General features: G+C 74.4%; 24 protein-coding genes. 12 read left to right on the forward strand and 12 right to left on the reverse strand.

What is annotated here, in order from left to right:
• Positions 1-7: 7 nt before the first annotated feature.
• Positions 8-1,315 (reverse strand): TerD family protein, encoded by a 1,308-nt coding sequence (locus IE182_RS11425; RefSeq protein ID WP_190109745.1) that lies wholly within the window; start codon positions 1,313-1,315, stop codon positions 8-10.
• Between the two features lie 182 nt (positions 1,316-1,497).
• On the opposite strand from IE182_RS11425, the gene IE182_RS11430 reads away from it, so the two are divergent.
• The 5 genes from IE182_RS11430 (at position 1,498) to IE182_RS11450 (ending at position 7,109) form a co-directional block, all read left to right on the forward strand.
• Entirely contained in the window at positions 1,498-1,995 is a 498-nt protein-coding gene (locus IE182_RS11430) for a DUF6643 family protein (protein WP_190109615.1), read from the forward strand.
• A gap of 49 nt (positions 1,996-2,044) precedes the next feature.
• Positions 2,045-2,878 (forward strand): MOSC domain-containing protein, encoded by an 834-nt coding sequence (locus IE182_RS11435; RefSeq protein ID WP_190109616.1) that lies wholly within the window; start codon positions 2,045-2,047, stop codon positions 2,876-2,878.
• 124 nt (positions 2,879-3,002) lie between these two features.
• Complete coding sequence (locus IE182_RS11440) at positions 3,003-3,605, forward strand: Rv1733c family protein (RefSeq protein WP_190109746.1); 603 nt, start codon at positions 3,003-3,005, stop codon at positions 3,603-3,605.
• Positions 3,606-3,726: 121 nt separating this feature from the next.
• Positions 3,727-6,168, forward strand: a complete 2,442-nt coding sequence (locus tag IE182_RS11445; RefSeq protein WP_190109617.1) for a right-handed parallel beta-helix repeat-containing protein — start codon at positions 3,727-3,729, stop codon at positions 6,166-6,168.
• Between the two features lie 80 nt (positions 6,169-6,248).
• A complete protein-coding gene (locus tag IE182_RS11450) occupies positions 6,249-7,109 on the forward strand; it encodes a DeoR/GlpR family DNA-binding transcription regulator (protein WP_190109618.1) in 861 nt (286 codons plus the stop codon).
• Positions 7,110-7,124: 15 nt separating this feature from the next.
• On the opposite strand, the gene cds1 is transcribed toward IE182_RS11450, so the two are convergent.
• Positions 7,125-8,213 carry an L-cysteine desulfhydrase Cds1 gene (cds1, locus tag IE182_RS11455; RefSeq protein ID WP_308432106.1) on the reverse strand — a complete coding sequence of 363 codons (1,089 nt, stop codon included), beginning with the start codon at positions 8,211-8,213 and terminating at the stop codon, positions 7,125-7,127.
• A gap of 245 nt (positions 8,214-8,458) precedes the next feature.
• Here cds1 and IE182_RS11460 point away from each other — a divergent pair, with 245 nt between their 5' ends.
• Both IE182_RS11460 and IE182_RS11465 read left to right on the forward strand, forming a co-directional pair.
• The gene (locus tag IE182_RS11460; RefSeq protein ID WP_190109620.1) at positions 8,459-8,788 is read left to right on the forward strand and encodes a hypothetical protein; all 330 of its coding nucleotides are present in this window, start codon (positions 8,459-8,461) and stop codon (positions 8,786-8,788) included.
• Positions 8,789-9,024: 236 nt separating this feature from the next.
• Positions 9,025-9,594: an ATP-binding protein gene (locus IE182_RS11465; RefSeq protein ID WP_190109621.1), complete on the forward strand. Its 570-nt coding sequence runs from the start codon at positions 9,025-9,027 to the stop codon at positions 9,592-9,594.
• 130 nt (positions 9,595-9,724) lie between these two features.
• On the opposite strand, the gene IE182_RS11470 is transcribed toward IE182_RS11465, so the two are convergent.
• Positions 9,725-10,948, reverse strand: coding sequence for an ROK family protein (locus tag IE182_RS11470; RefSeq protein WP_190109622.1), 1,224 nt, complete (start codon positions 10,946-10,948; stop codon positions 9,725-9,727).
• Positions 10,949-10,965: 17 nt separating this feature from the next.
• Between IE182_RS11470 and IE182_RS11475 the strand changes: the two genes are divergently transcribed.
• Together IE182_RS11475 and IE182_RS11480 are read left to right on the forward strand one after the other, a co-directional pair.
• A complete protein-coding gene (locus tag IE182_RS11475) occupies positions 10,966-12,225 on the forward strand; it encodes an MFS transporter (protein WP_190109623.1) in 1,260 nt (419 codons plus the stop codon).
• Positions 12,226-12,286: 61 nt separating this feature from the next.
• Positions 12,287-13,183 (forward strand): DUF2797 domain-containing protein, encoded by an 897-nt coding sequence (locus IE182_RS11480; RefSeq protein WP_190109624.1) that lies wholly within the window; start codon positions 12,287-12,289, stop codon positions 13,181-13,183.
• Positions 13,184-13,755: 572 nt separating this feature from the next.
• On the opposite strand, the gene IE182_RS11485 is transcribed toward IE182_RS11480, so the two are convergent.
• Positions 13,756-14,988, reverse strand: a complete 1,233-nt coding sequence (locus IE182_RS11485; RefSeq protein WP_190109625.1) for a geranylgeranyl reductase family protein — start codon at positions 14,986-14,988, stop codon at positions 13,756-13,758.
• Between the two features lie 188 nt (positions 14,989-15,176).
• Here IE182_RS11485 and IE182_RS11490 point away from each other — a divergent pair, with 188 nt between their 5' ends.
• Positions 15,177-16,568 carry a dipeptidase gene (locus IE182_RS11490; RefSeq protein ID WP_190109626.1) on the forward strand — a complete coding sequence of 464 codons (1,392 nt, stop codon included), beginning with the start codon at positions 15,177-15,179 and terminating at the stop codon, positions 16,566-16,568.
• Positions 16,569-16,610: 42 nt separating this feature from the next.
• Here the strand turns inward: IE182_RS11490 and IE182_RS11495 are convergent, their stop codons facing one another.
• Positions 16,611-17,648: an NUDIX hydrolase gene (locus IE182_RS11495; RefSeq protein ID WP_190109627.1), complete on the reverse strand. Its 1,038-nt coding sequence runs from the start codon at positions 17,646-17,648 to the stop codon at positions 16,611-16,613.
• 113 nt (positions 17,649-17,761) lie between these two features.
• Entirely contained in the window at positions 17,762-18,727 is a 966-nt protein-coding gene (locus IE182_RS11500; RefSeq protein WP_190109628.1) for an ROK family protein, read from the reverse strand.
• 219 nt (positions 18,728-18,946) lie between these two features.
• Here IE182_RS11500 and IE182_RS11505 point away from each other — a divergent pair, with 219 nt between their 5' ends.
• Positions 18,947-19,936 carry a LacI family DNA-binding transcriptional regulator gene (locus tag IE182_RS11505; protein ID WP_190109747.1) on the forward strand — a complete coding sequence of 330 codons (990 nt, stop codon included), beginning with the start codon at positions 18,947-18,949 and terminating at the stop codon, positions 19,934-19,936.
• A 30-nt stretch (positions 19,937-19,966) separates the two neighbouring features.
• Here IE182_RS11505 and IE182_RS11510 read toward each other — a convergent pair whose 3' ends face one another.
• Positions 19,967-20,608 (reverse strand): response regulator, encoded by a 642-nt coding sequence (locus IE182_RS11510; protein WP_190109629.1) that lies wholly within the window; start codon positions 20,606-20,608, stop codon positions 19,967-19,969.
• 98 nt (positions 20,609-20,706) lie between these two features.
• On the opposite strand from IE182_RS11510, the gene IE182_RS11515 reads away from it, so the two are divergent.
• Entirely contained in the window at positions 20,707-21,798 is a 1,092-nt protein-coding gene (locus IE182_RS11515) for an NYN domain-containing protein (RefSeq protein WP_229844738.1), read from the forward strand.
• Position 21,799: 1 nt separating this feature from the next.
• Here the strand turns inward: IE182_RS11515 and IE182_RS11520 are convergent, their stop codons facing one another.
• From IE182_RS11520 to IE182_RS11540, 5 genes are all read right to left on the reverse strand, one after another.
• Positions 21,800-22,987 carry a sensor histidine kinase gene (locus IE182_RS11520; RefSeq protein ID WP_190109630.1) on the reverse strand — a complete coding sequence of 396 codons (1,188 nt, stop codon included), beginning with the start codon at positions 22,985-22,987 and terminating at the stop codon, positions 21,800-21,802.
• A 39-nt stretch (positions 22,988-23,026) separates the two neighbouring features.
• Complete coding sequence (locus IE182_RS11525; RefSeq protein ID WP_190109631.1) at positions 23,027-24,328, reverse strand: DUF6986 family protein; 1,302 nt, start codon at positions 24,326-24,328, stop codon at positions 23,027-23,029.
• A gap of 82 nt (positions 24,329-24,410) precedes the next feature.
• Positions 24,411-24,632, reverse strand: coding sequence for a hypothetical protein (locus IE182_RS11530; RefSeq protein WP_190109632.1), 222 nt, complete (start codon positions 24,630-24,632; stop codon positions 24,411-24,413).
• 130 nt (positions 24,633-24,762) lie between these two features.
• Positions 24,763-25,725, reverse strand: a complete 963-nt coding sequence (locus tag IE182_RS11535; protein ID WP_190109633.1) for an electron transfer flavoprotein subunit alpha/FixB family protein — start codon at positions 25,723-25,725, stop codon at positions 24,763-24,765.
• 76 nt (positions 25,726-25,801) lie between these two features.
• Positions 25,802-26,587, reverse strand: a complete 786-nt coding sequence (locus tag IE182_RS11540; protein ID WP_190109634.1) for an electron transfer flavoprotein subunit beta/FixA family protein — start codon at positions 26,585-26,587, stop codon at positions 25,802-25,804.
• Positions 26,588-26,614 lie beyond the last annotated feature (27 nt).

Below are 26,614 nucleotides of genomic sequence, written 5' to 3' on the forward strand. Positions count from 1 at the left end.
GGTGGCCTCACTTGCGGGCGGGCGTCCACGTCAGGCCCCAGCCGTACGCCTCGTCGAGGGTGCGCTGGGGGCTGACGCCGCGGCGGGGCACGAGGTAGCGGGCCTCGCGCTGGACGACGAGGTCGCCGCCGTTGTTGGTGATGAGGGCCAGTGCGCAGACGTTGGAGGGCACCGTGCACTCGTCGAGGAGGAAGTCGACGGGGGCACCGCGCTGCGGCTGGAGGGTCACAGTGGCGTGCAGGCCGGCGAAGCTGGCGGCGCCCTCGTAGATGGTGACGAACACGAGGATGCGCCGGAAGGCGCCGGCGTGGTCGAGGTTGACCGTCAAGTTCTCGCCGGACTCCACCGCACCGGTGCGGTCGTCACCGTCGAGGTGGATGTAGGGCGGCCGGTGGAGCGAGCCGAAGGTGTTGCCGAGGGCCTGGACCACGCCCTTGGTGCCGTCGGTGAGTTCGAAGAGGGCGCCGAGGTCCAGGTCGAGGGCGGTGGGGCCGGCCATGGCCTGGCTCAGCCGCTGCCCCCAGCCGACGGCGGCCGGCCGCACCATCTGCCAGTTGAGGTTGACGCGCAGGGTGCCGGAGGTGCCGCCCTGCTTGGCCAGGGAGACGGCCGGGGCGGCCTTGGTGAGCGTGACCTTGACGGGCCGCGCGGGCGGCACGGGCCGGGGCTCCGGCGGCCGCGCCGCGGGCGTCCGGGAGGCCGGTGCCGCGGGGGCGGCGGGCCGGGGCGGTGGCGCGGGCGCAGTGGCGCGCGGCGGTGGCGCGGGGGCGGTGGCGCGCGGCGGTGGTGCGGGCGCGGGGTCGTCGACGGTGATGCCGTAGTCGGTCGCCAGCCCGTGGAGGCCGCTGCTGTACCCCTGCCCCACGGCCCGGAACTTCCACTGGCCCTGGCGCCGGTAGAGCTCGCCCAGGACGAAGGCTGTCTCGACGGTGGCGTCCCGGCTGTCGAACCGGGCGAGCTCGGCGCCGCCCGCCGCGTCCAGGACCCGGATGTGGAGCCCGGGCACCTGCCCGAAGACGGCCCCGTCGGCGGAGGCCGCGATCACGACGCTGCCGACGGCCGCTTCGAGGGCGCCGAGATCGACGGTGAGGGTCTCGCGCACGCCGGCGCCGTCGGAGCGCTTGCCCTCGTGGCGCACCGCGCCGGAGGGGTGCCGTGGCTGGTTGTAGAAGACGAAGTCCGCGTCGGAGCGGACCCTGCCCGAGGTCAGGAGCAGGGCCGAGGCGTCGACGTCGGGGACGCCGGGTCCCGTCCGCCAGCCGAGCTCGATCCGTACCACCTGCGCAGGAATCCGGACATTGGCGCCTTTCAGCATGCCCATGGACCACCCCTCCGTGCCGCTCCGAAATGAGCCGGTCTTTACACGATTCCGACGTACCTTGGCGACCGATTTTCCCGAGTTCGCTCGCATTGGTCGTCGACAACCCCCGCGAGCAGCGCAATCAACCGGTATACCGGGCTCCCCAACCGGCACACCATGGGCTTAACTTATGGGCTATGACCTCCCCCCGCAGCACCTACGGCGGCGGCTACTACGCCTCGTCCTCCTTCCCGGACACCCCCATCTACGACAGCCTCGTCGCCGAGCGGGGCACCCCGCAGATCGCGCCGATCCGGGTCTCGTCGCCGTACGACTTCGGCGGCGGCACGCCGCCCTCGTTCGGCGGCGGCAGCAACCTGCCCGCGCTGCCGGCCCTGCCCTCGGGCCCGTCCTCCCACCCGGGGCCGCAGGCCCCGCAGCCGGGCTACGCCGGCCAGGCGCCGCAGTACGGCCAGCAGGGCGGCGGGCTGCAGCAGGCCGCCGCGCCCTACATCCCGCAGCAGGCGTCGGCGCCGCGCGGCTACCCGGGCCCGCAGCAGCAGCGTCCGGCGGCCGGACCCCAGGGCCCCGGAGCGCCGGCGGGCTACGAGGCGATGCGGCCGGCCGCGCCGCGCCCCGCCTCGTACGACGAGCAGTACGGCAACCGTCCCTACCCGGAGCAGGGCGGCTACTGACGTCCGTCCCGGCCGGTCAATCGTCATATCCGGCTGGCAAAATGGCTGCATGTACAAGTCCGTGCTGACAGCCGTCCACTTCTATCCGGTCAAGTCGATGGCGGGGTGTGCGCCCGGTGAGGCGGCCGTGGAGCCGTGGGGGCTCGCCGGGGACCGGAGGTGGATGCTGGCCACGCCGGACGGCCGGTTCATCACCCAACGGCAGCAGCCGAGGCTGGCGTTGGCCTCGGCCGAGCCGCTCCCGGACGGTGGTGTGCGGCTCACCGCCCCGGGGCTCGCGCCGCTCGACGTCCCCGTGCCACCGCACGGGGACGAAGCCGGCACGACCCCGGTGGAGATCTTCGAGGACAAGGTCGAGGCGGTCCGTGCGGGCGCCGCGGCCGACGCGTGGCTGACCGCCTACCTGGGCACCGGGGCCCGGCTGCTGTACATGGACGACCCCGCGCGCCGCCGCCCGGCCGACCCGCGCTACGCGGCCCCCGGCGACACGGTCAGCTTCGCCGACGGCTATCCGCTGCTCCTCACCACGACCGCCTCGCTGCAGGAGCTCAACTCCCTGATCGCCGCGGGCGACCATCCCGGCGAGGGCCCGCTGCCCATGGACCGCTTCCGGCCCAACGTGGTGGTCGACGGCACCGAGCCCTGGGCCGAGGACGGCTGGCGCCGGGTGCGCATCGGCGAGGTCGCCTTCCGCGTCGTCAAGCCCTGCGGCCGCTGCGTCGTCACCACGACCGACCAGCGCACGGCCGAGCGCGGCAAGGAGCCGCTGCGCACGCTCGCCCGGCACCACCGGATCGGCAAGAAGCTGGTGTTCGGCCAGAACCTGATACCGGAGCACACCGGAGTGGTGCGGGTCGGGGACGCCTTCGAGGTCCTCGACTGACGTCCCGCCGTCAACGCGCCGCCCCGGCCGCCCTCCGCGAGGGGTGATTTTGCTCTCTCCGCCGCCTTCCTCCGCATGCGATGCCCTGTGTGAGGTATTTACGGACGCGTAGGGGGTGAGCACCATGCGCTCGACGGCGTTCGTATGGCGGTGGCGGCGCAATCCGCTGCGCCGCCGGACCGATGTCCTCGAAGCCTGGGCGGGGGTGGTGGCCCTGGTGCTGATGCTCCTCGTGGGACCGGCGGTCGGCTGGTTCACCGGCTCCCTCGCCCATGGGGCGCTGCAGGAGGCCGTCCACGCCCAGCACCGGCACCGGCACCTGGCGAGCGCCACCGTCGTCCGGTCGGTCTCCGGTGGTTCCGACGGCACGGACCACGAGTCCTCCGCCGGGCGCGAGGGCTACCGCAGGGTCCTGGCGCACTGGCGGGGGCGGGACGGGCGGGAGCACAGCGGTCTGGTGGCCGTCCGCCAGGCCGCGCGCCCCGGCGAGCGCTTCCCGCTGTGGACGGACGACCGGGGGGAGGTCGCCGGCCGTCCCATGGACGGTGCCACCGCCGGCGTCCACGCGGCCCTCGCCGGGCTGGGCTCGGCCGCCGCCGCGGCCGGCCTGGTGGAAGGGGTGCGCCGGCTGTTCGTCTGGCGACTCGTGCAACGGCGGTACGCCCGGTGGGACCGCGCGTGGGACCGGGCCGGGCACACCTGGGGCCGGGCGGACGCGGGCAGTTGACCACCGACGGGCAAGGAGCCGAGAGGTCAACTCCCGTGCCCCGCGCGCGCTACGGTGGGGCCGGCCGGTACTCATCCGTCCCGGATGCACACACACGTCGAGGTGGGGGCGCAGCAGCACCATGGCACAGGGCTCGGTCCACGTGACGCACACCGGCACGTCGCGCTGGCGGCGGCGCACGGGAGAGTACGACTCCCTCGCAGCGGCCCTGGAGGCGGCGGCCGACGGCGACGTGCTGTCCGTGGCGCCGGGCACGTACCGGGAGAACCTGGTCGTCTCCCGCGCCGTCACCCTGCGGGGCAGCGAGGGCGGCGCGCGGGGCTCGGTGCGGATCGCGCCGGCCGAGGGCGTGGCCGTGACGCTGCGGGGCCCGGCGGTCCTGCGGGACCTGTGGATCGAGGGTCATGACGCGACCGAGCCGGCGCTCCTCGTCGAGGGGGGTGCGGAGCCGGACCTGGCCGACCTGCGGGTGGTGACGCGCTCGGCCGCCGGCATCGAGGTGCGCGGCGGCGCCCGGCCGGCGGTGCGGCGCTGCACCGTCGACAATCCCGGGGGCATCGGCATCAGCGTGCTGGACGGTGCGGGCGGCGTCTTCGAGGAGTGCGAGGTGGTGGCGGCCGGGCAGGCGGGCGTCAGCGTGCGCGGCGGGGCCGAGCCGCGCCTGGAACGCTGCCGGGTGCACCACGCCCGGGGTGCGGGGTTGTCGCTGACCGGCGAGGGCAGCGCGCTGGAGGCGGTCGGCTGCGAGGTGTACGAGATCACGGGCACCGGTGTGCAGGTGGCGGGGCGCGCCACGGGCCGCCTCACGGACTGCCGGGTGCACCGCACGTCCGCGGACGGCGTGACGCTGGACACCGACGCGGTGCTGACGCTGGCCGACTGCGACATCCACGACGTCCCGGAGAACGCGGTCGACCTGCGCTCCCGCTCGGTGCTGACGATGACGCGCTCGGCCGTCCGGCGCTTCGGCCGCAACGGCCTGTCGGTGTGGGATCCGGGCACGCGGGTGGAGGCCGGCGAGTGCGAGATCCACGAGAGCACGGGCGACTACCCGGCGGTGTGGGTGAGCGACGGCGCGAGCGCCGCCCTCGCCTCCTGCCGGGTGCACGACGTGCCGGACGCGCTGTTCGTGCTGGACCGCGGTTCGCGCGCGGAGGTCTCGGACAGCGACCTGTCGCGGGTGCGGGGCACGGCCGTGTCGGTGAGCGGCGGGGCGACGGCCCGCCTGGCGGACTGCCGCATCCGCGAGGCCACCACCGGCGTCTGGTTCCGCGGCCACGGCAGCGGCGGCGCGCTGGCGGACTGTGCCGTGGACGCCACGTCGACCGGGGTGATCGTCACCAAGGGCGCGGACCCGGTCGTCGAGCGCTGCACGGTGACCTCGCCGGCGGAGGCCGGCTTCTACGTGTCGGCGGAGGGCCGCGGCACGTTCGACACCTGCCGGGTGACGGGCAGCGACGGCTACGGCTTCCACGTCATCGACGGCTGCCGGGCGACCTTGACGGGCTGCCGTACGGAGCGGTGTGCGCGCGGCGGCTACGCCTTCGCCGAGGAGGGTCCGGTCAGCCGCGGCTGCACGAGCGACGAGGGAGCGGTGCCGGGCTCCGCCACGCGCGCCGCGGCGCCGGTGGCCGCCGTGGCGACGGCCGACCGGCCCGTCACGCCGCCGTCGGCGGGGGTGCCGGGGCCACGTTCGCCCGGTGCCGGTGCGGCCGCGCCGCCGCCGGGCGAGGGGGCCGGGGAGGAGCGTTCCTCGTCGGCCGTGCTCGGTGAACTGGACGCGCTGGTGGGACTGGAGAGCGTCAAGCGCGAGGTGCGGGCCCTGACGGACATGATCGAGGTGGGGCGGCGGCGGCTGGAGGCGGGGCTCAAGGCCGCCTCCGTCCGCCGGCACCTGGTCTTCACCGGCTCGCCGGGTACGGGCAAGACGACCGTGGCCCGGCTGTACGGCGAGATCCTCGCCTCGCTGGGGGTGTTGCAGCGCGGTCACCTGGTGGAGGTCTCGCGCGTGGACCTGGTGGGCGAGCATATCGGGTCGACGGCCCTGCGCACCCAGGAGGCGTTCGACCGGGCGCGCGGCGGGGTCCTCTTCATCGACGAGGCGTACGCGCTGTGCCCGGAGGACTCCGGGCGCGACTTCGGCCGGGAGGCCATCGACACGCTGGTGAAGCTGATGGAGGACCACCGTGACGAGGTGGTGGTCATCGTCGCCGGCTACACCGCCGAGATGGAGCGCTTCCTGACCGTCAACCCCGGTGTGGCTTCGCGTTTCTCACGCACCATCACCTTCGGCGACTACGGGCCCGAGGAGCTGTTGCGCATCGTGCGGCAGCAGGCGGACGAGCACGAGTACCGCATCGGCGAGGGTGCGGCCGAGGCGCTGCTGCGCTACTTCGCGGCGATCCCGAAGGGTCCGGCGTTCGGCAACGGCCGTACCGCGCGGCAGACGTTCGAGGCGATGGTGGAGCGGCACGCGGGCCGGGTGGCGCAGCTGGCGGCGCCGAGCACCGACGATCTGAGTCTGCTGTATCCGGAGGATCTGCCCGAACTCCCGCCCGCCTGAACGGATCCGGCCACTGTCATACGTGCATGGGAGGATATGCCCGCGTGGTGAGCGGTGGCCGACCGGAAAGGACGGGCCGGGTGGGCGTCAACCAGAATCTCCTGGCGGAGCAGCGACGCGCCCTGATCCTCGACGAGATCAGACGGCGGGGCGGGGCGCGGGTCAACGAGCTGACGAGACGCCTGAACGTCTCGGACATGACGGTCCGTCGCGACCTGGACGCGCTGGCCCGGCAGGGCGTCGTGGAGAAGGTGCACGGTGGCGCGGTGCCGGTGGCGGAGGCGACCACGCACGAGCCGGGGTTCGAGGCAAAGTCGGCGCTGGAGCTCAGCGCCAAGCAGGACATCGCGCGGGCCGCGGCCCGCATGGCCGCTCGCGGGAGTGCGATAGCGCTGGCGGGCGGGACGACGGCCTTCGCCCTGGCCCACCAGTTGGTGGACATCCCGGATCTGACGGTCGTCACGAATTCGGTGCGGGTCGCCGATGTCTTCCACCACGCCCAGCGGTCGGTCACGGCGTCCGGCCCGGCGGCGCGGCCGGGCGCGGCGACGGTCGTGCTGACGGGCGGGGTGCGCACGCCCTCCGACACGCTGGTCGGGCCGGTCGCGGACGCGGCGATCCGGTCGCTCCACTTCGACGTGCTGTTCATCGGTGTGCACGGCATTTCGGTGGAGGCCGGCCTGTCGACGCCCAACCTCGCCGAGGCGGAGACGAACCGTCACTTCGTGCGGTCGGCCCGGCGGGTGGTGGTGCTGGCGGACCACACGAAGTGGGGCACGGTCGGGCTGAGTTCCTTCGCCGCCCTGGAGGAGGTCGACGCGCTGGTGACGGACGCCGGGCTGCCCACCAGGGCGCGTGCGGAGATCGCCGAGCGTCTGCCCGAACTGGTGGTGGCCGACGCCTCGGCGGACCCGGTGGACGTCCGGCGCTCCGCGGAGTGACGGCGCCCGGCCCGGTCAGCAGGGCCAGCGGCCGGTGGCCAGGAAGGCGCTGATGGCCATGGTGTACGGCGTGATGTCCAAGCCCTGTTCGGCGAGCCAGGCGTCGGAGTAGTACTTGTCGAGGTACCGCTCCCCGGGATCGCAGATGAGGGTGACGACGCTGCCCGGGCGCCCCTCGCCGACCATCTCGGCGACGATCTTCAGGGCGCTCCACAGGCCGGTGCCGGTGGAGCCGCCCGCCTTGCGGCCGATGGCCAGTTCCAGGGCGCGCACGGCCGCGACGCTCGCGGCGTCCGGGACTTTCATCATCCGGTCGATCGCACCCGGCACGAAGCTCGGCTCCATGCGCGGACGGCCGATGCCCTCGATGCGCGAGCCGCGGTCGTTGCGCGCGGCCGGGTCGTGGTCGCGCCAGCCCTCGAAGAAGCAGGAGTTCTCCGGGTCGGCGACGCAGACGCGGGTGTCGTACTGCATGTAGCGGATGTAGCGGGCGATGGTGGCCGACGTGCCGCCGGTGCCCGCGGTGGCCACGATCCAGGCGGGCACGGGGTACCGCTCCAGCCGGAGCTGGTGGTAGACCGACTCGGCGATGTTGTTGTTGCCGCGCCAGTCGGTGGCCCGTTCCGCGTAGGTGAACTGGTCGATGTAATGCCCGCCGGTGCGCCGGGCGAGGGCGGCCGCCTCCGCGTACACCGCCCGCGGGTCGTCCACGAAGTGGCAGCGCCCGCCGTGGAATTCGATCAGCCGGCACTTCTCCCTGCTCGTCGTGCGCGGCATGACGGCGATGAAGGGCACCCCGATCAGCTTGGCGAAGTACGCCTCGGAGACGGCGGTGGAGCCGCTGGACGCCTCGATGACGCACGCGTCGGGCCGGATCCAGCCGTTGCACAGCCCGTAGAGGAACAGCGACCGGGCCAGGCGGTGCTTGAGGCTGCCCGTCGGGTGGGTGGACTCGTCCTTGAAATACAGGTCGATGCCCCACTCGGGCGGCAGCGGGAAGCGCAGCAGGTGGGTGTCGGCGGAACGGTTCGCGTCCGCCTGGACCTTGCGGACCGCTTCCTTCAGCCAGGCCCGGTACGCCGGGTCGCTGCGGTCCACGTCCAGGGTGGGGAGGGGGGAGCCGCCCGGCGGCTTTGCCGCGCCGGCCGCCCCCGGGTGCGCTGTGGCGTTCACGCGCTGCTCCTCACGGTGCCGGTGGCCGGCCGGAGGCTGTCCGTCCGGTCGAATGCGGATCGCTTCTGATACGGATCATTCGGGTGTTTCGATCATAAAGGTGTACTGGTGCACCGGCCTGCTCGCGGGCAGACTGCGCACGAGAGGAGACCGTTCGGCCGGAGAGGCGGTGCGCCGTGGCGGAGCCGGAGTTCAGTGCGACCGGGGTGCGGATCGAACGATCCCGTCGCTCCCTCACCCGGGCCGGCCAGGTGAAGATCCACAACGGCAGGCTGGAGCTGCTGACCAGCTACGGCCGGGAAATCGACAGTGCGCCCGTGGGCTCGGTCCAGGCGAGCAAACCGTGGTTCTCGGCCGGGGACCGGGCACGGGCCACCGTCAACGGCAATCGCTACACCCTCACCCTGAGCGCTCCGGGGGCCGCCGCCGAGAACGGCGGAGCGGCTGCGGTCAACCGTTTCCTGGAGGTCGTGCGGTCGGCGCACGGAAGCACGCCGAAGCACTGAGGGGTGCAGGAGTTGCGAAGGTGGCCGCGAGAGTCGACGCTTTATGCGTACCGGCATCACTGAGGGTGGTCGGCGGTCACGCTACGGGCCAGCGGTCGTGCTGCGCTCCGGGACCCGCCGGCGGGGCCGGCGGCCGGGGGCCGCCGACCCGGAAAAGGCGCGTATCGCCACGCGTTTCCGCGTATCGCCACGTGTATCTGCGTCAGGCCAGCCCTACTTCCCAGGGAGTCGCAGCCGTGATCAGCCGAGTGAACAAGCACTGCACCGTAGAGCTCCAGGCTCTGCCGCCGCGGATCGGCCAGGTCCGCAGAATCGTATCTGCGCAGCTGCGCTACTGGCATCTCGATCCGCTCATCGACCTTGCGGCGCTCGGTGTCACCGAGCTGCTGACCAACGTCCACCAGCATGCGGAGCCGGACAAGCGCTGCACGGTCGAGATCGACTTCATGCTGGACCGGCTCACGGTCTCGGTGCGGGATCACGATCCGCGGCTGCCCACGGTCGGCGACGCGGCGGCCGACAGCACGCACGGCCGCGGCCTCGCCCTGGTGGCGGCGCTGAGTTCGAGCTGGGGCGTGCGGGAGCGCCACGACGGCGGCAAGGTCGTCTGGTTCACGCTGTCCGTCCCGCAGGCCACGCCCGCCGCGCCCCGGGCCGCGCGGAGCACGGAGACCGCCGTCACCTTCGACCGGCCTGCTCTCGGGCTGCCTCCCCTGGACGAACCGGCCTTCCGCAGCGCCCCGGTGAGGCTGCGTCCGGCGGCGCTGCAGACGCGCTCCCCCGTGCGGGCGGCCGTCCCCGGCTGACCGGGCGGCAAACCGGCGGGCCGGAGCGGCGCGCAGGGGCGGCACGGAAGGACGGCCGGGACGCACGGACCCGGCCGCGGCGGACGGGGGGCTGCGGCAGGGACGCCGCCTGCAGGGGCGTCGCGCCGGTTCAGCCCAGCGCCGCCAGCGGGTCGTCCAGGACCGGTTGCCAGGCCGCTTCGGCGGCCCCGATGAGGCTGTTGTGGTCGAGCGTGCCGGACAGGATCGGCACGCTGCCGCTGCGGCCCCACAGGCTGCGGTCCGCAACGACCGCGCGCAGCCGCTCGGGGTCGGCCTCCAGGAGCTCGCGGTGGAGGCCGCCGAGGACGATGCGGTCGGGGTTGAGGATGTTCACCAGCCCCGCCAGGCCGAGGCCGAGCCGGTCGACGACGAGTTCGGCCGCCTCCCGCACGGTGGGGTCGGCGTACTCCGAACGGAGCAGGTCGCGGGACTGCTGCAACAGGGAGACGGCCGGGCCGGGCTCGCGCCCGGCGGCGGTGAGGAAGGCCAGCGGATCCGTCTCCACGTCGAGGCAGCCGCGGCTTCCGCAGTGGCAGGGCATGCCCGCGGGGTTGACGGTGAGGTGCCCCACCTCCAGGGCCAGGCCGGAGCTGCCGCTGTGCACCCGGCCGTCGACGACGAGCGCGCCGCCGACGCCGCGGTGGCCGGTGGCCACGCAGAGCAGGTGCCGGGCCCCGCGGCCCGCGCCGTGGCGGTGCTCGGCGAGGGCGGCGAGGTTGACGTCGTTCCCCGCGACACCGGTGACGGGGGTGCCGCCCGGGCCGAGCACCCCCGACTTCGCGAGGGCCTCGGAGAACAGCTCCGCGACGGGGGCGCCCGTGGGCCAGGACAGGTGCAGCGGGTTCAGGGCCGTACCGTCGGGCTCGGCGACGGCCGACGGCACCGCGAGCCCCGCGCCCAGGCAGCGCCGCCGGGTCGCACGCAGCAGCTCCGCCCCGGCCTCGACCACGGCGTCGATGATGCGGGCGGGGTCCGCGGGCACGGTCATGCAGCCGGGGGCGGTGGCGACCATGCGGCCGCCGAGTCCGACGAGGGCGGCGCGGAAGCCGTCCGCGTGGATCTGCGCGGCGAGGACGACCGGCCCGTGCGGGGCGATGGAGAGCCCGTGGGACGGCCGGCCCTGGGAGCCGGCCGCCGCGATCGGGTGCGGGTCGACCTGGATCAGCCCCAGCGCCTCCAGCTCGGCGGCCACGGCGCCCGCGGTCGCGCGGGTCACCCCGAGTTCGGCGGTGAGCACGGCGCGCGTGGGGGCGCGTCCGGTGTGTACGAGCGCCAGGGCCGGGCCGAGGGCGCCCCGGCCACGCTCCAAACGTGTTGTCCGAGTCTGCGTCACGCCCCTATTCTGACTTTGTGCCGACGCTAAACAAAATACGGACGGCCCTGACCCGGGGCGGACATCCGGTTTCGGACAGTCCCGCGCTCCGCCGCCTCCGTACCGCCCTGACCCTCTTCTTCGCCCTGGACGGCTTCCTCTTCGCCGGCTGGGTGGTCCGCATTCCCGCCATCAAGGAACAGACCGGGGCCTCCGCGGGCGGCCTCGGCCTGGCGCTGCTCGGCGTGTCGGCCGGTGCGGTGGCCACCATGGTGGCCACCGGCCGGCTGTGCCGGCGCTTCGGCAGCCATCCGGTCACGGTCGCCGCCGCGGTCCTGATGTCGCTGGGCATCGCGCTGCCCCCGCTGACCCACTCCGCGCCGGCCCTCGGGCTGGTCCTGCTCGCCTTCGGCGCCGCCTACGGCGGCATCAACGTCGCCATGAACAGCGCGGCCGTCGACCTCGTCGCCGCGCTGCGCAGGCCGGTGATGCCCAGCTTCCACGCCGCGTTCAGCGTCGGCGGGATGCTGGGGGCGGGGCTCGGCGGGCTGCTCGCGGGCCAGCTGTCCGTCACCCGGCACCTGCTGCTCCTGACCGCGACCGGGCTCGTCGTCGCGGCGGTGGCCGGCCGTACCCTGCTCTCCCACCCCGCTCCCCGGCCGCCGGAGCGCCCGGCCCGCACCACGGCCCCTGACGGGAATCACCCGCAGGAGACACAGGCACCCGGCGGCGGGCGCGCGAGGGGGCGTGAGCGCCGCCTGGTCGCCGTGTTCGGCCTGATCGCCCTGTGCACGGCCTACGGCGAGGGGGCGCTCGCCGACTGGGGCGCGCTCCACCTCGAACAGGACCTCTCCGCCCGGCCGGGCCTCGCCGCCATCGGGTACTCCGTCTTCGCGCTCGCCATGACCGTCGGACGGCTGACCGGCACCGCCCTGCTGGAACGGCTGGGGCAGACGCGCGTGTTGGTGCTGGGCGGGGCCACGGCGGCGCTGGGCATGCTGGCCGGCTCGCTCGCCCCCACGGCCTGGGGCGCGCTCGCGGGCTTCGCGGTCACCGGCCTGGGACTGGCCAACATCTTCCCGGTCGCCATCGGCCGGGCGGGCGAGCTGGCCGGCCCCGGCGGCGTCGCCGCCGCGTCGACGTTCGGCTACGGCGGCATGCTGCTGGGCCCGCCCGCCATCGGCTTCGTCGCGGAGTGGTGCTCGCTGCCCGTGGCACTGACGACGGTCGCCGGGCTCGCGGCCACGGCGTCGCTGATCGCGTACGGGACGCGCCGGGCGGTCGTCCGGCACGGCTGAGCCCTTCCTCACGGTGTCAGTGGCCGCTGACACCATGGGGGTGGAAGGAAAGGGGCGGGTGATGAGGCCGGAGCGTGAACCGTGGTGGTGTGCGGGGCTGCGGTGGAGTACCGCGGGCCCGGCGCTGGTGTGGCGGCACCGCGGGCGCGGAGAGCGCCTCTCGCCGCTGCCGCCGGGCCGGGATCTGGCGTTCACCACGGGTGACCGGCGGCGGTGCGTGGGGGTGCGCAGGGGCGGCCGGCACACACCGTGCCCGGCCGGGGCCGAGGTGCCCGAAGCCGCCGTCTCCGCACAGTGCGCGGCGTGCGCCCGGCTGGACCGCTCGCACTCGGTGGCGGCCGACACCATGGCCGACGACCCGCGCCCGTACGACGTCTACCTGGCGTGGTTCGGCCCCGGGCTGGTCAAAGTGGGCATCACCGCCGCCGAGCGGGAGGGCGTGCGGCTGCTGGAGCAGGCGGCGTTGTCGTACGCCTTGCTCGGGCGCGGTCCGCTGATGGCGGCGCGCCGGGCGGAGGCGGTGCTGGGCGCAGCGCTCGCGGTGCCCGACCGCTTCCCGTACGCCGCCAAGCGGGCCGCCCGTTGCCCGCTGCCCCCGCAGGAGCGGAGGGCGGCGGAGCTGGCGGCGCTGCACGAGCGGGCACGGAGCCTCGCCGGTCTGCCGGAGTCACTGGAGGTCCGGGCGTTCGCGCCGGTGCACCACGATGCGGCGTTCCACCTGGAGCGGATCCGGCCGGGGTACGGCGTGGTCGAGCTCGCGGCCGGGTGCACGGTGGCGGGCCGGGTCGTGGCCGTGGCCGGACCCGACGTGTACGTGGAGACGACGGACGCCGGTCTCCTCCTCGTGGACGCCCGCCGATTGGCGGGCCGCCCGCTGCTGGCCGCCGCCCCGGACGCCCGGACGACGGCCGCGATACGCCCTGCCGAACCCCCACCACCCCCGGAACCGCTGTTCTGACTCCCCGGGGCTCCCGCTACCGGCACGCGACCGTGGCCGGGGGCCTTGCCCCCGGACGGCCCTGCCCGCCGGAAGCCCAGCGCCAGCGGCCGTTCGGCCGGCCCTGCCCGCCGAACGGCTGGCGCCGGGCCACGGACACCGGGCCGAAGCCCGGACTCCAGGGCCCGGGCACGGACTTGCCGGGGCCGGGGTGCGAACGCCGGGGCCGGGGTGCGGGTCGCGGGCCGGACGTCAGGGCCGCACGGACACGGCCACCGACGTCAGGGGCGACGTCAAGGCCGGGCCCGCTGCCCCTGCCGCCCGCGAGCTCAGCTCCGTCCGTGCCGGACAACGGAGCTGCGCCCGACGCCTGGACACCGGGCGGGGCCAACCGTCAGGCCCGCCGGGACGCGGGGCCGCCGGCACCGGGCGCGACCCCGAGGCCGCGCTCGGGCGCATCACACCCGAGAGCGCAGCTCTCCCCGGGCCGGACGGCCGGAATCGCGCCACGGGCGACCGGGCCGGAGCCCGGAGTCCAGGACCCGGCACGGACGTGAAGGGCCGGACGCCGGAGCCGGGCGGCGGACCGGGCGTCAGGAGCGGCGGTCCATGGACGTCAGGACGCGGCGGGCCACCGGGTGGGTGCGGACGATCTCGGCGAGCGTCGTGGAGCCGCGCGTGATGCGCGCGAAGGCGTGCCACGCGGGGCGGAAACCGGTGACCGCGGCGTGTATGAGGCCGGGGCGGCGCTCGAAGAGCGTCAGCATCCGGCGGCCCACGCCCATCTCCACGCCCAGCCCGGCCTTGATGGCGAAGGCGTAGTTGAGGGCCTGGCGGCGTGCGTCGACCGCGTCCTGCGCCTCGGCGATGCGGACGGCCCACTCCCCCGCCAGGCGCCCCGAGCGCAGGGCGAAGGAGATGCCCTCCCGCGTCCAGGGCTCCAGGAGCCCGGCCGCGTCGCCGCACACGATGACGCGGCCGCGGGAGAGCGGGGAGTCGTCGGACCGGCAGCGGGTGAGGTGGCCGGAGGAGATGCTCGGCTCGAAGCCGGCCAGGCCCAGGCGGGCGATGAAGTCCTCCAGGTAGCGCTTGGTGGCGGCGCCCTCGCCGCGCGCCGAGATCACGCCGACCGTCAGGGTGTCGCCCTTGGGGAAGACCCAGCCGTAACTGCCGGGGATCGGGCCCCAGTCGAGGTGCACCCGGCCGGCCCAGTCCTCGGCGACGGTGGGCGGCACCGGGATCTCGGCCTCCAGGCCGAGGTCCACCTGCTCCAGCTTCACTCCGACGTGTGCCCCTATGCGCCCGGCGCTGCCGTCCGCACCGACGACCGCCCGGGCGAGGACCGTGCTGCCGTCGCCCAGGACGACGGCCACCGTGCGCCGGTCGGGAACGGCCGGGCCGTGCTGCTCGACGCGCGCGACGGTCACGCCCGTGCGCACCTCGGCGCCGGCGGCCCTGGCCGCCTCGACCAGACCGGCGTCGAACTCCGGCCGGTTGATGAGCCCGAAGAGCATCCGCCGGGACCGGCGGGTGCGCGTCAGCTTCCCGTTGAGGGAGAAGGTGACGGCGTGCACGCGGTCGCGCAGCGGCAGTTCGAAGCCGGGCGGCAGGGCGTCGCGCGAGGGGCCGATGATGCCGCCTCCGCAGGTCTTGTAGCGGGGCAGTTCGGCCTTCTCCAGGAGCAGCACACGGCGGCCCGCGACGGCCGCCGCGTGGGCGGCCGAGGCCCCGGCGGGCCCGGCGCCCACCACCACGACGTCCCACACCGGCCCGCTCTCCCCCGCCACGTCCCGGCCCGCTTCCCGGGCTGCGTTGTCGCTGCTCACCTGTGCTTCTACTCCCGCTCGATCACCGGCTACCGCTACCGCCCGCATCCTAAGGCCCACCGTGCGGCGGCTCGCCCCTGGGAAGTCCCGGACGGACCACCGGCGGATGCGGGAGCGAGGCATGGCAGGATCAGTGACGCAATCGCCCGTACGTACGGACATAACGCCGCGCCCACAAGGAGCGTTCCATGGAGACGTCCCCGATCCGCCTGCCGGAACCCGCCGCGCTCGCGACGACCGTCGCCTCGCTGCAGTCCCGCGCCCGGACCGAGCTGGCCGAGCTGGTGGCCTTCAAATCGGTCGCGGACGAGGCGCAGTTCCCCAAGGCCGAGTGCGAGGCGGCCGCCGGCTGGGTGGCCGACGCGCTGCGCGCCGAGGGTTTCGTGGACGTGGCCCTGCTCGACACCCCCGACGGCACGCAGTCCGTCTACGGCTACCTCCCCGGCCCCGAGGGCGCCCCGACGGTGCTGCTGTACGCGCACTACGACGTGCAGCCGCCGCTGGACGAGGCCGCCTGGGTCTCGCCGCCGTTCGAGCTGACCGAGCGCGACGGCCGCTGGTACGGGCGGGGCGCCGCCGACTGCAAGGGCGGCTTCGTCATGCACCTCACCGCCCTGCGGGCGCTCAAGGAGCACGGCGGGGTCCCCGTCAACGTCAAGGTGATCGTCGAGGGCTCGGAGGAGCAGGGCACCGGCGGGCTCCAGGACTACGCCGAGGCGCACCCGGAGCTGCTCGCGGCCGACGCGATCGTCATCGGCGACGCCGGCAACTTCCGGCTCGGCCTGCCCACCGTGACGGCGACGCTGCGCGGCATGACCCTGGTCCGGGTCCAGGTGGACACCCTGGAGGGCAACCTCCACTCGGGCATGTTCGGCGGTGCCGCACCCGACGCGCTGGCGGCGCTGATCCGCGTCCTCGACTCGCTGCGCGCCGAGGACGGCTCGACCACCGTGGACGGTCTGGATGCGGACGGCACCTGGGAGGGGCTGCAGTACCCCGAGGAGGACTTCCGTTCGGACGCGAAGGTCCTGGACGGCGTCTCGCTGATCGGTTCCGGCACCGTCGCCGACCGTCTCTGGGCCCGCCCGGCCGTCACCGTGCTGGGCATCGACTGCCCGCCGGTCGTGGGCGCCACCCCGTCGGTGCACGCGAGCGCCCGGGCGCTGATCAGCCTGCGGGTCCCGCCGGGCACGGACGCCGCCGAGGCGACGAAGCTGCTGACCGCGCACCTGGAGTCGGCGACGCCCTGGAACGCCCGTGTGACGACGGAACAGGTCGGTCAGGGCCAGCCGTTCCAGGCCGACACCACCAGCCCCGCCTACGCGTCGATGGCCGAGGCGATGCGCATCGCGTACCCGGGCGAGGAGATGCAGACCGCGGGCATGGGCGGCTCGATCCCGCTGTGCAACACCCTGGCCGCGCTCTACCCCGCCACGGAGATCCTGCTGATCGGCCTGAGCGAGCCGGAGGCGCAGATCCACGCGGTGAACGAGAGCGTCTCGCCCGAGGAGCTGGAGCGCCTCTCCCTGACCGAGGCGCTCTTCCTCGCCACCTACGCACAGAGCAAGAGCAACGGCTGAGCGGGCGCGGGAAGTAGCCCGAGGAGGCGGGGGCCCGCCGGGTCACCCCACGGGAACCCCCGCCTCCAGGGTGAGCGGCCGCCCCTGTTCCCGGGCCCGCAGCGCCCACCGCAGGCGGCTGAGCCGCACCGGCGGCAGCATCGTGGCGGCCTCGTCCTCCGTCACGAACCGCCACCCCCGCAGCTCCGCGCCCGGCAGCAGCAGCCGTTCCGCGTCGCCCGAGGTCAGCCGGCCGCCGTCGAAGAGGAAGCGCAGGCCGCCGAAGCCGGGCGGCTTGGGCGGCTCCCAGTCGACGACCAGCAGCCGGGGCACCGCGCTCAGGTGGATGCCGATCTCCTCGGCGACCTCGCGCACGCCCGCCCGCGCGGGAGGTTCGCCCGGCTCGACGACGCCGCCCGGGAACTCCCAGCCGGGCTTGTACGTGGGGTCCACGAGCAGCACCCGGTCGTGCTCGTCGAAGAGCAGCACCCCCGAGGCGACCGTCTCGGCCGTGGGCTCGGGGGTCTGGACGATCGGGCAGAAGCCGGCGGTGCCGTTGCGCACGGCCTCGGCGACCCGTTCGGCCGTCTCACGCGGCGTCAGACGGCCGTTGTCGACGACGAGCGCGTCTCCGCGCAGCCAGGTCAGCGCCTCGCGGTAGGGGGCGATGTGGTCGCGGGACCACCGGCGGACGGCCTCGTTGCGCTGCGGGTCGGCCGGGTCCTCCACCCGGCCCTCTATGCGCGACCGCAGGATCGTTTCATCCGCGGTGAGCACCACGTGCCGCACCGGGATCCGCCGGGACGCCAGGGCCCCGAAGATCTCGTCCCGGTACTCCTGGCGCAGCAGGGTCATCGGCACGATGAGCACCCCGCCCAGCTCGGCGAGGAGCGCCGCCGCGGTGTCCGCGACCATCCGCCGCCAGACGGGCAGGTCCTGGAAGTCGGAGACCTCGCTCAGTCTCTTGGGCGGCAGCAGGTGCCGCAGCGCCCCGCCGGTCACCTCGGGGTCGTAGAGGTTGCTGCCCGGGATGAGCTCGGCCAGTTCCTTCGCCGTGCTGGTCTTGCCCCCACTGAACGCACCGTTCAGCCAGACGATCACGGTTCCCCCTTCTCCGTAGCCCCCGGTGACGTGCCCCGAACACAGTGCCCGCACCACCTTGCCACGCAAACGTGTGCGAGCGGGATGGGGCACCCTCCGGCCACGGGCCCGCGTCAGCGTCCCCGGGCCCGCCCCCACAGCCCGAGCTCCTGCGCCGCGGCGGCGGCCGCCCCCACCAGGCCCGCGTCGGAGCCCAGCAGGGCGGGCAACACGTCCACGCCCGCGGTGAAGGACAGCGCCGCGTAGTCGCGAAGGCGCTCGCGCAGGGGGGCGAAGAGCACCTCTCCGGCGCCCGCGACACCGCCGCCGATGACGGCCACCTCGATCTCGACGAGCGCCGCCGTCGCCGCGATGCCCGCGGCCAGCGCCTGGGCGGCGCGGGCGAAGGAGGCGAGCGCGGCGGGGTCGCCCGCACGCGCGGCCGCGGCGACGGCCGCCGCGCTGCCGTCCCCGTCCGGCCCGGGGCGCCAGCCCGTCTCCCGGGCGCGGCGGGCGATGTTCGGCCCGCTCGCGAGGCGTTCCACGCAACCCCGGGCACCGCAGGGGCACGGATCGCCGTCGAGGTCGACGCTGATGTGCCCGATGTGGCCCGCGTTGCCCGTGGGGCCGGGATGAAGGCGGCCGTCGAGGACGAGCCCGCCGCCGACGCCCGTGGAGACCACCATGCACAGCGCGTCGGTCCGCCCGCGCGCGGCACCCTGCCAGTGTTCGGCGGCCGTCATCGCGACCCCGTCCCCCACCAGGACCACCGGCCGGCCGGCCGAGCGCCGCTGCACCTCGTGGACGAGCGGAAACGCCCGCCAGCCGGGGATGTTGACCGGGCTGACGGTGCCCCGCGCGGCGTCGACCGGCCCCGCGCTGCCGATGCCGACGGCCCGTACGCGCGGCCAGTGGGCGCTGCCGAGCAGCTCGTCGAGGACGGCCGCCACCGCCGCCATCACGCGCGCGCCGTCCTCCCCGGCCGGGGTCGGCCGCCGGGAGCGGACGAGCAGCCGGCCGCCGTCGTCCACCAGCGCCCCCGCAATCTTGGTTCCGCCGATGTCGAGGGCGGCGACGAGGTCGCCGGATCCGGTGTGCACGGTGAGGGTCTCTCCTGGTCCGGGGGTGTGCGAGGGGGTGGTCGGGGAGCTCAGTCTCCACCCGGGCTGACAACGTTGTCCAGGCTCTATGCTCGACCTCACCTCCCCCGCCCGGAGGCTCCCGCGCAGGAAGGACGAGCACCCGTGACCGGCACCGGCGACGACCCCGGCGGGACCGCCCGCGGCGGCCCGCAGCCCCGCTACGGCGGACGCCCGACGATGAAGGACGTCGCGGCCCGCGCCGGGGTGGGCCTGAAGACCGTCTCACGGGTCGTCAACGGCGAACCGGGCGTCACCCAGGACACCGAACGGCGCGTGCGGGACGCGATCGCGGCCCTCGGCTTCCGCCGCAACGACAGCGCCCGCATCCTGCGCAAGGGCCGCACCGCCTCGGTCGGTCTGGTCCTGGAGGACCTCGCCGACCCCTTCTACGCGCCCCTGAACCGGGCCGTGGAGGAGGTGGCGCGCGCCCACGGCGCCCTGCTCATCAACGGCTCCAGCGCGGAGGACGCCGACCGGGAGCGGGAGCTGGCGCTGGCCTTCTGCGCCCGCCGCGTCGACGGCCTGATCGTCATCCCGGCGGGCGACGACCACCGCTACCTCGAACCCGAGATGGCGGCCGGCATCGCCACCGTCTTCGCCGACCGCCCGGCCGGGCGGATATCCGCCGACGCGGTGCTCTCCGACAGCTTCGGCGGCGCCCGCGAGGGCGTGGCCCATCTGATCGCCCACGGCCACCGCCGCATCGGCTTCCTCGGCGACCGCCCCCGCATCCACACCGCCGCCGAGCGGCTGCGCGGCTACCGTGCCGCGATGGCCGGTGCCGGCCTGCCCGTGGACGAGCGCTGGGTGTCGCTCGGCCCCACCGGCCCCGAGCGGGTCCGGGCGGAGGCGGAGCGCCTGCTCACCGGCCCGGAGCCGGTGACCGCCCTGTTCACGGGGAACAACCGCGTGACCGTCACGGCGGTCCGCGTCATCGCCGGCCTGCCCCGGCCGGTCGCCCTCGTCGGCTTCGACGACCTCGAACTGGCCGACCTCCTCTCCCCCGGCATCACCGTGATCGCCCAGGACCCGGCCCGGCTCGGCCGTACGGCCGCGGAGCTGCTGTTCCGTCGGCTGGAGGGCGCCGGGGACGCCCCGCGCCGCGTGGAGCTGCCGACGCGCCTCATCCCCCGCGGCTCGGGCGAACTCCCGCCCGTCACGGGCTAGACCGCCGCGACCGAAGGGCACCACTCCCGTTCACAGGGGTGCGCGGCGGTCCCAGGCCCACGCCGCGATGCCGACCCGGTTGCGGACTTCCAGCTTGCGTTGGATGTGGGCGATGTGGGTCTTCACGGTGCCCGGCGAGATGAAGAGCTCGGCGCCGATCTCGACGTTGGTCAGTCCTTTCGCGACCAAGTGGGCGATCTCCGTTTCGCGTTCCGTCAGCGCCGCCGTCCGTGACCCGCGTCCCGGGTCACGGAGCCGCCGCAGCAGCCGCACGGTCACCGAGGGACTGATCAGCGTGTCCCCTGCCATCGCCGCCCGGACCGCCTCGACCAGCAGCGCGGGGCCCGACCTCTTGAGCAAAAAGCCGCAGGCGCCGTGACGGAGTGCGGTGTGGACGTATTCGTCGAGGTCGAACGTCGTCACGACCACGACCCGTGTGGGGGCTTCGACGTCCGGTCCGGCCAGCGCACGGGTGACCTCCAGACCGTCCATCTTCGGCATGCGGATGTCGGCGAGCACGACATCGGGCTTCAGCTTCCCCGCCAGTTCGACGGCCTGCCGCCCGTCCGCGGCTTCGCCGACGACCTCCATGTCCGGTTGGGAATCCAGGATCAGCCGGAAGCCGATGCGGACGGCCTGCTGGTCGTCGGCGAGAAGTATGCGGGTGGTCATGATCGGCACGGTAGCGGAGGAATCTCTGCCGATCGGCAGATGTGCCTGCCCGCGGCAGCCGGAAGGCTGAAGGCCGTACCGCGAGAAGGGACGTGAACATGGCCGGACCGGCAATCGCCGAGCGGAAGATCGAGGACACGCCGACCGGGTGCCAGTGGTGGTCCCGCTGGCCGGACCGGGCGGGCTACTTCGCCGCGCTCTGGTCCCTGCTCTACGGAGCCGCCGGGTTGTACTGGGCGTTGGGGGGCGACGGATACCCCTTCGCCCGCGTGGTCGACGACCGCTCTGCGGCCTCCCTGCTCGAACCGAGCCGGGCGGATGGGGTGGGGCCCGTGATCGCCGCAGTGGGCGCGGCCGGTGTCGTCGCCGGGGTCCTGATGGCACGCGGGTGGGGCACCCCCCGGGCCCGCACCTGGATGCTGGGCTTCGGCTGGGCGTCGGCCTGCACCTTCGCCTTCTTGATACCCGACTATTCGCTGCTCGGGCTTCTGGTCTTCTCCCCGCTGCTCGTGGTGTTCGCCTTCACCGGTGTCCCGGGGCCGCAGGACGGCCTCGGTGACGTCCTCTACTGGCACCGGGGAAACTTGATCATCGTGTTCGTCGGCGGTCTGTTGTGGGCGGTCGCCACCCTCGCCTACCAGCTCCGCACGAAGGGCCTGTGCGTCTCCTGCGGTCGCGGCGGCCGCACGGCGTCGTGGACAGCGCCGGAGGCGACGCTGCGGTGGGGCCGCTGGGCCGTCTTCACGGCCACGGCGTCGTCCGTCCCCTACGACGTCACCAGACTGGCCTGGTACTTCGGCTGGCCGCTGGGAATCACCGAGGACTTCCTCCAGGAGATGCAGAACACCCCGCCCATGCTGGAGATAGGACTCGGCCTGGGCCTCGCCTCGACGGCCGGCGGTCTGCTCACCCATGGCCTGATCAGTCGTTGGGGTGAGATCTGGCCACGATGGGTGTGGTGGAAGGCGGGCAAGCGGATCCACCCGGCGACGGCGATCGTCCCCGCGGGCGTGGTCGCGCTGGTGCTCATTCCCGCCGGTCTGATGAACATCCGCCACATCGACACCGAGATGTGGGCCACCAATGGGCCGGGCGTCTTCTGGGCCGTCTGGGGCCTGGCTCTGGGCGCGGCGACCTTCGGGTACTGGCTCCGCCGCCGCGGGCGTTGCTCCCGCTGCGGGCGACACTGAATCAGTCCTCGGCCGCGCCGAGCGGGAAGGCCGCCCGCACCCGCCATCCGCACCCGTGCGGCCCGGCGGTGAACGAGCCACCCACTGCCTCCACGCGCTCGGCCAGCCCGACCAGTCCCAAGCCGCCCCGCCGGCCATCACCGCTCCACGGCCGGTCCTGCCCGGAGTCAGGGTCCTCACGCCCGGAGTCGGTCACCGTGACCACCAGCTCCGGCCCGGCGCCGCGGACCGTGACCCGCACGCTCGCCGCCCCCGGGGCGTGCCGCCGTACGTTGGTGAGCGACTCGACGACGACGCGGTGCGCGGTCCCCGCCGCCTCGCGCGGCACCCGGGCCGACTCGCTCGGCGAAAGCTCCAGGTCCAGTCCGGCCTCCATCGTCCCCGAGGCCCGGAAGCGGTCCACGGTCCCTCGGATGTCGTCGAGCCCGTACGCACCGGGCCGGTCGTCGGCATCACCCAGCATGTGGACCGTGCGGTCCATGGCTCCCAGCGCCTGCTGCCCCGCCTCCTCGATCCGCCGCAGCAGCGGCAGGACCTGCTCCGGCTGCCGCTCGAAGACGACCTGAGCCGCCTGCGCGAGGGTCACGATCCCCGACACGTCGTGCGCGACGAAGTCGTGCAGGTCCCGTGCAAGTTCGAGCCTCTGTGCCCGCCGGGCCTCCTGCACGCTACGGACGCGCCGCTCGTGCAGCACGTACAGATACCGGCCGACCGCGCCCGAGGTCAGGGGCAGCAGCGCCAGGAACGCGCATTGCCCCACGGCCTCCAGGAAGCCGTGGTACGCATGCCCCCGCAGAATGACGGTGGCCCCCGCGGCGGTCAGCAGGGCTCCCAGCGGTGCCGCCCGGTGAACCGGCAGGAGCCGTGCCACGACGAACACCAGCCCGGCCAGGGCGACGCACTCGACCATCATCAGGGCACCGGCGGGAGACCCTTCCTCCACCGTCCACCCGCCGTAGCTCGCCAGCGTGCCGCCGCCGGACGCCAGGGCCGCCCCGGCCGCCGCCCGGAGGATGCCCTGCTGCCCCGTCGGCCACAGCCCGAGGCCCACCAGCACGGCGACGAGGGCCACCGGCACGCTGACGGCCACGGACCATCCCTCGGCGAAGCCGATGACGGCCCCGGCAACCACCGTGGCCGCCGGGACGGCTCCGCCCAGGACATGGCCCGCAGCCGTCGGTCTCCTCATCCGGGGGAGTCTAGGCCGAGGACCCGACGGGCGTCCCCATCAGGCCGGACCGCCGCTCGCGACCCCCGCCCCCGGGCGTCCCGCCAGCCGGTCGAGCGCGGCGCGGCCCAGGCCCGTGAGGCCGGTGACCTCCTCGGGGTCCACAGCGCCGCAGTCGAGTCCGCGCAGCAGATAGCCGCTCAGGGCCCGGGCGGTGGCCGGCTCGTCCAGCACCGCGCCCGGGGTGCGGGCCGTGTAGGCGGCGAGACGGGCGGCGGCCTGCTCCAGGCCCTCGCGGTAGAAGGCGTAGACGGCGGCGTAGCGGCTGGGCAGGTGGCCCGGGTGCATGTCCCAGCCCTGGTAGTAGGCGCGGGCCAGGGAGCGGCGCACGAGGGCGTGGTGCAGGCGCCACGCCCGGTGGACCTGCTCCGTCGTGCCGACGGGCAGCACGTTGGTCGAGCCGTCCGAGAGGCGTACGCCGGTGCCGGCCGCCGCCGCCTGCATGACGGCCTTGGCGTGGTCGGCCACGGGGTGGTCGGGCGACTGGTGGGCGGCGGCCACGCCGCAGGCGGCGCTGTAGTCGAAGGTGCCGTAGTGGAGCGCGGTGACGCGCCCCTCCCCCGCGTCGATGAGCCGGGCGACCGTGGCCCGGCCGTCGGCGCCGAGGACCGACTGGGTGGTCTCGATCTGTATCTCGAACCCGAGGCGCCCGGCCGGCAGCCCGTGCGCCTCCTCGAACTCCTCGGCCAGTCGCACCATGGCCGTCACCTGCGCGGGGTACGTCACCTTGGGCAGGGTGAGGACGAGTCCGTCCGGCGGCCCGCCCGCTTCCATCAGGCCGGTGAGGAAGACGTCGAGGGTCCGTATCCCCCGGTCGCGGACGGCCGCCTCCATGCACTTGATGCGGATGCCCCGGTACGGGGCCGCCGTGGCGCCACCGGGCCCCCCGGCCAGCAGCCGGGCCGCCCGGGCCGCTGCGGCGTCCTCCTCGGCGTCCGGGCGCACGCCGTAGCCGTCCTCGAAGTCGATGCGGAGGTCCTCCACGGGCTCGCGCTCCAGCTTGGCCCGGACGCGCTCGTACACCGGCGCGGCGAGTGCGTCCGGCAGACCGAGGACGGCGGCGAACGACGCCGCGTCGGGGGCGTGTTCGTCGAGGGCGGCGAGGGCCCTGTCGCCCCAGGCGCGGACGGTGCCGGCCGAGGCGGCGTCGGCGGGGACGTAGACGGTGTGCACGGGCTGCCGCGTGCCCGGGTCGCCCGGATAGCGGCGGGCGAGCTCGGCGTCGACGTGGGCGAGGGAGGCGCCGATGCGCCGGCTCACCGCCCGGGTGAAGGTCGTTGCGATCGCCGGCTGCTTCCCCATGGCACCCCTCCGCGCTTCCGCTTCCCGGAATCGACCATCCGTGCAGCGAAGTTAGCCAGGCATCCGGGAGGGGTCAACACCGTCAGAAGTAGTCCCGCACGACGTGCTCGGCCGCCCGGTGCTCGGCGGTGGCCGGGTCGAGCTCACTGAGCGACAGCAGGTCGGTGTCGTCACGCAGGAGGTCCTCCCACGCCCCGGCCATCTTCTCCTGCTGCTCGCGCGTCAGCTGCTGGACGTCCTCCCGGCTGGCCGGGCTCAGCGCGTGGAGGAACCGCGCCACGGTGTCGGTCTGATCAGTCTCCATGGGGACATCTCTTCCAGCGGCCGGCTCGGACGGACACCTGGGGCCCGGTCAAGGTCACCCGTACGGACGCGCGCGGGCCCCGCGTCCCGGCCTCGGGGGCCGGGGCGCGGGGCCCGGTGCGTGGCGGGGATCAGCCCTTGCGGGACGTGATCTCCTCCGTCAGCTGCGGGACGACCTGGAAGAGGTCGCCGACGACGCCGTAGTCGACGAGCTCGAAGATCGGGGCCTCGGCGTCCTTGTTGATGGCGACGATGGTCTTCGAGGTCTGCATGCCGGCGCGGTGCTGGATGGCACCGGAGATGCCGGCCGCGATGTAGAGCTGCGGCGAGACGGACTTGCCGGTCTGGCCGACCTGGTTGGTGTGCGGGTACCAGCCGGCGTCGACGGCGGCGCGGGAGGCGCCGACGGCAGCACCGAGGGAGTCGGCCAGGGACTCGATGAGCGGGAAGTTCTCGGCACCGTTGACGCCGCGGCCGCCGGAGACCACGATCGCGGCCTCGGTCAGCTCCGGGCGGCCGGTGGACTCGCGCGGGGTGCGGGAGACGACCTTGGTGCCGGTGGCCTGCTCGCCGAAGGCGACGGCCAGCTGCTCGACGGTGCCGGCGGCCGGGGCGGCCTCCGGGGCGGCGGAGTTCGGCTTGACGGTGATGACCGGGGTGCCCTTGGTGACGCGGGACTTGGTGGAGTACGAGGCCGCGAAGACGGACTGCGTGGCCACCGGGCCCTCGTCGCCGGCCTCCAGGTCGACGGCGTCGGTGATGATGCCGGAGCCGATGCGGACCGCGAGGCGGGCCGCGATCTCCTTGCCCTCCGCGGAGGAGGGGACGAGCACGGCGGCCGGCGAGACGGCCTTGTACGCGGCCTCCAGCGCGTCCACCTTCGGCACGACGAGGTAGTCGGCGAACTCGGGCGCGTCGGCGGCGAGGACCTTGACCGCGCCGTACTCGGCGAGCGTGGCGGCGGCGGTGTCCGCGCCGGCACCCAGGTGCACGGCGACGGGCTCGCCGATGCGGCGGGCGAGGGTCAGCAGCTCAAGGGTGGGCTTGCGGACGGCGCCGTCCACGTGGTCGACGTAGACGAGGACTTCAGCCATGGATCTGCACTCCTGCGGGAATTGCGAGGGCGGTTGAGAGGCGTTCGGGCGTCAGGGGTTCAGCCGGAGCGGAGCTCTAGATGAACTTCTGGCCCGCGAGGAACTCGGCGAGCTGCTTGCCGCCCTCGCCCTCGTCCTTGACGATCGTGCCGGCCGTGCGGGCCGGGCGCTCGGCGGCCTCGTCGACCGCGGTCCAGGCGCCGTCCAGACCGACCTCGTCGGCCTCGATGCCGAGGTCGGAGAGGTCCAGGGACTGCACCGGCTTCTTCTTGGCGGCCATGATGCCCTTGAAGGACGGGTAGCGGGCCTCGCCGGACTGGTCGGTGACGGACACGACGGCCGGGAGGGCGGCCTCCAGCTGCTCGCTGGCGGCGTCGCCGTCACGGCGGCCGGTCACCTTGCCGTCCTCGACCTTGACCTCGGAGAGCAGGGTCACCTGCGGCACGCCCAGGCGCTCGGCGAGCATCGCCGGGACCACGCCCATGCCGCCGTCGGTGGAGGCCATGCCGGAGATGACCAGGTCGTAGCCGACGTGCTCCAGGGCCTTGGCGAGCACCAGCGAGGTGCCCAGCGCGTCGGTGCCGTGCAGGTCGTCGTCCTCGACGTGGACGGCCTTGTCGGCGCCCATGGACAGCGCCTTGCGCAGCGCGTCCTTGGCGTCCTCGGGGCCGACCGTCAGGACGGTGATCTCCGCGTCGTCGGCGTCCTCGGCGATCTGCAGCGCCTGCTCGACCGCGTACTCGTCGAGCTCCGAGAGCAGGCCGTCCACGTCGTCGCGGTCGACGGTCAGGTCTTCGGCGAAGTGCCGGTCGCCGGTGGCGTCGGGCACGTACTTCACACAGACAACGATCCTCAAGCTCACGCCGGCTCTCCTACTGCATCGTCTCTA

It is taken from the genome of Streptomyces cinnamoneus (assembly GCF_014650495.1).
Classification (GTDB): domain Bacteria; phylum Actinomycetota; class Actinomycetes; order Streptomycetales; family Streptomycetaceae; genus Streptomyces; species Streptomyces cinnamoneus.

Bases quoted from the DNA above. Each gene is read 5' to 3' on its own strand.
- IE182_RS11425 (WP_190109745.1), bottom strand. From the start codon at position 1,315: ATGCTGAAAGGCGCCAATGTCCGGATTCCTGCGCAGGTGGTACGGATC.
- IE182_RS11430 (WP_190109615.1), top strand. From the start codon at position 1,498: ATGACCTCCCCCCGCAGCACCTACGGCGGCGGCTACTACGCCTCGTCC.
- IE182_RS11435 (WP_190109616.1), top strand. From the start codon at position 2,045: ATGTACAAGTCCGTGCTGACAGCCGTCCACTTCTATCCGGTCAAGTCG.
- IE182_RS11440 (WP_190109746.1), top strand. From the start codon at position 3,003: ATGCGCTCGACGGCGTTCGTATGGCGGTGGCGGCGCAATCCGCTGCGC.
- IE182_RS11445 (WP_190109617.1), top strand. From the start codon at position 3,727: ATGGCACAGGGCTCGGTCCACGTGACGCACACCGGCACGTCGCGCTGG.
- IE182_RS11480 (WP_190109624.1), top strand. From the start codon at position 12,287: ATGAGGCCGGAGCGTGAACCGTGGTGGTGTGCGGGGCTGCGGTGGAGT.
- IE182_RS11490 (WP_190109626.1), top strand. From the start codon at position 15,177: ATGGAGACGTCCCCGATCCGCCTGCCGGAACCCGCCGCGCTCGCGACG.
- IE182_RS11505 (WP_190109747.1), top strand. From the start codon at position 18,947: ATGAAGGACGTCGCGGCCCGCGCCGGGGTGGGCCTGAAGACCGTCTCA.
- IE182_RS11510 (WP_190109629.1), bottom strand. From the start codon at position 20,608: ATGACCACCCGCATACTTCTCGCCGACGACCAGCAGGCCGTCCGCATC.
- IE182_RS11515 (WP_229844738.1), top strand. From the start codon at position 20,707: ATGGCCGGACCGGCAATCGCCGAGCGGAAGATCGAGGACACGCCGACC.
- IE182_RS11520 (WP_190109630.1), bottom strand. From the start codon at position 22,987: ATGAGGAGACCGACGGCTGCGGGCCATGTCCTGGGCGGAGCCGTCCCG.
- IE182_RS11525 (WP_190109631.1), bottom strand. From the start codon at position 24,328: ATGGGGAAGCAGCCGGCGATCGCAACGACCTTCACCCGGGCGGTGAGC.
- IE182_RS11530 (WP_190109632.1), bottom strand. From the start codon at position 24,632: ATGGAGACTGATCAGACCGACACCGTGGCGCGGTTCCTCCACGCGCTG.
- IE182_RS11535 (WP_190109633.1), bottom strand. From the start codon at position 25,725: ATGGCTGAAGTCCTCGTCTACGTCGACCACGTGGACGGCGCCGTCCGC.